The 2,290-nt window shown below is 69.6% G+C and carries 3 protein-coding genes, 1 tRNA gene and 1 pseudogene; 2 read left to right on the top strand and 3 right to left on the bottom strand.

Annotated features, from left to right (window positions below; all coding sequences use genetic code 11):
- Positions 1-52 precede the first annotated feature (52 nt).
- Positions 53-634, top strand: coding sequence for a hypothetical protein (locus ADBZ5U_RS15885; protein WP_526811806.1), 582 nt, complete (start codon positions 53-55; stop codon positions 632-634).
- Positions 635-709: 75 nt separating this feature from the next.
- Here the strand turns inward: ADBZ5U_RS15885 and ADBZ5U_RS15880 are convergent, their stop codons facing one another.
- A complete protein-coding gene (locus tag ADBZ5U_RS15880) occupies positions 710-1,048 on the bottom strand; it encodes a DUF3817 domain-containing protein (protein ID WP_526811804.1) in 339 nt (112 codons plus the stop codon).
- Positions 1,045-1,434, bottom strand: coding sequence for a hypothetical protein (locus tag ADBZ5U_RS15875; RefSeq protein ID WP_526811802.1), 390 nt, complete (start codon positions 1,432-1,434; stop codon positions 1,045-1,047). Before ADBZ5U_RS15875 ends, ADBZ5U_RS15880 begins: the two co-directional genes overlap by 4 nt.
- Before the next feature lie 285 nt (positions 1,435-1,719).
- Between ADBZ5U_RS15875 and ADBZ5U_RS15870 the strand changes: the two genes are divergently transcribed.
- Positions 1,720-1,802, top strand: a tRNA-Leu gene (locus ADBZ5U_RS15870).
- 53 nt (positions 1,803-1,855) lie between these two features.
- On the opposite strand, the pseudogene ADBZ5U_RS15865 reads toward ADBZ5U_RS15870, so the two are convergent.
- Positions 1,856-2,290: pseudogene (locus ADBZ5U_RS15865) on the bottom strand (PGRS repeat-containing protein); the annotation flags it as partial.

Below are 2,290 nucleotides of genomic sequence, written 5' to 3'. Positions count from 1 at the left end.
GACCCGCGCGGCCGGCACAGCCGCCGCGACCAGGGACTCATGATCATTCTGAGTGGCCGCCGGCGCCGCGACCGCCGCCGCCGGCGCCGGAGCCTCCACGGTCAGGCCCCGCGAGGCCCGGACCGGGACCGGGGCCGCACCGACCACCGGCTCCGAGACCGGCCCCGTGACCGGCCCGCCCGCCGGGGCCGTAGCCGGTTCCGGCGCGGCCGCGGGGGCGGAATCATTCTGCCGCGGATTCCCCCCGACCACCTCAGCCGGGGCCGGTCGGCTCTCAGCGGGCGCCGGGGACACCTGCCCACCAGCGCCGGACCGGCCCGCCGAGCCGCGCCGCGAGCCCGTGGTCGCGCCGGTGGTATCGCTATCGGACCCCGACGCCCCACCCCCGCGGGCACCGGAATGCGACGACGAGCGCGGCGCACTCCGGGTCGTCGAGGTGCTCTCATCCGCCGAGCCCGTCGAACCCGCAGAACCCGTCGTATCCGCCAACGCCACCGTCGGCATGGCCACCACGGCCGCACCGATCCCCAACGCCACCGCCAACGCGCCCACCCGGCCCACACAACGATCGGAATGCGTGCGCGGCAAAGAGTTGAAGGTGGCCATCGGCGGTCCTTTCAGAGTCTCGGGATAACCTTTGGACCGTAGCCGGTTGGGCGTTCCGATTTAGGCCTATGCGCTGAAAGGTAAGGAGTTTACGACCTGCTGACTACAGGTTGAACCGCTCCCGGACCTCGCGGGTCTGCACCTGCTCGACGATGATGCCCAGCAACGGGACGGTGCCGGCCAGCAGGACGCCGATCGTCTTGGCGATCGGCCAGCGCACCTTTACTGCGAGGTTGGCGGTGAACAGCAGGTAGACGAAGTAGACCCAGCCGTGCACGACGCCGATCCAGTTGGGCGGGTTGTCCACCTTGACGATGTACTTGAGCACCATTTCGTAGACCAGAGCGATTAGCCAGATGCCGGTCATCCAGGCCATCACCCGGTAGCCGTTCAGCGCGGAACGGATCTTCTCCACCGGGGTGATCGGCGGGGTGTCGGTCATGCGGTGGTCCTTTTCTGGTCGGAATCGCTGCTGTCGTTGTCGGACTTGGCCAGATCGGCGAGGTAGGCGTTGTACTCGCGGAGCACGGGGTCCCGGGTTGGGGCCGCCGCGGCGGGCCTTTCGGGCAGCAGGCCCTCGGGAAGTTGGTTGGGGGTGGCCTGATCCGGCTGGTCGGTCGGCTGTTCTTCCAACTGGATGAATTTGCGGTAGGCGTACACGCAGAACGCCGCGAAGAGCGGCCACTGCAGGGCGTAGCCGAGATTCTGAAAGCTGCCGGAACCGGACTCCCAGCGGTTCCACTGCCACCAGCCCAACGCCAGGCAACCGGCGGCCGCGACGATCACCAGCGCGATCAGCGCGATGCGGCGGCGGCGGGGCACAGGCACACCATGACGGTACCGTGGGGTTCATCGGGCTTCTTGTTCAGGTTTTTGGCCCGATGAATTCATCAAGTCGCGCAGTTGCAGCTTTGCGATAGATGGCGATCGAGTGTTTGCGTAAAGATGGCCAGGATATCTTCGGAATAGTTCGTGAAGTGGTACCCGAGACTCGGGACGCCGCACCTCAGCAAATCCTCTGCGGTGCCCATCCGGCCTCCCGTCGTTCTCAGGCCAACGTAGCTTGCTGGACTGACAGCCTCAGACCTGTGGAGCGATAGAATCCGGAAGCTTGCGGGCGTGGCGAAATGGCAGACGCGATGGCTTTAGGTGCCATTGCTCGAGAGAGCGTGTGGGTTCGAGTCCCTCCGCCCGCACACCAACGAATCGGCCCCCTCCTTGGAGGGGGCCGATTCGTTTCCTGTGGCGCTTAGCGGCCGGTGCCGTCGGCCCCGGCCGCGCCGGTGCCGCCGGTGGCGCCGGCGGTGCCCTGCTGGGCGATGCCGGTGCCGCTCTCGTAGATGGCCTTGCCGCCGGTCCCACCGGTGCCGCCGGTTCCGCCGGCGCCGCCGGTGCCCTTCAGGCCGTCCAGGCCGGCCGTGCCGCCGGCCCCGCTGGTGCCGTTGGTCGCCTGACCGCCCGCACCGGCCTGACCGCCCAGGCCGGCATTGCCACCGGCCCCGCCGGTTCCGCCGGTGCCGCCGGTTCCGCCGTTGCCGCCGATCGCCAGGGTCCGGGTCGGGGAGCTCAGGCCGCCACCGTTGAAGATGCCGTCGCCGCCGGCCCCTCCAGCGCCACCTGCGCCACCGGCCGCACCGTTGCCGCCGTTGCCGCCGGCCCCGCCGCTGCCGCCCTGGCCGCCGTT

This window comes from Mycobacterium sp., from assembly GCF_040398885.1.
Taxonomy (GTDB): Bacteria; Actinomycetota; Actinomycetes; order Mycobacteriales; family Mycobacteriaceae; genus Mycobacterium.
The sequence above is the reverse complement of the archived record's forward strand: the minus strand, read 5'-3'. Positions and strand labels throughout refer to the sequence as shown.

Bases quoted from the DNA above. Each gene is read 5' to 3' on its own strand.
- ADBZ5U_RS15880 (WP_526811804.1), bottom strand. From the start codon at position 1,048: ATGACCGACACCCCGCCGATCACCCCGGTGGAGAAGATCCGTTCCGCG.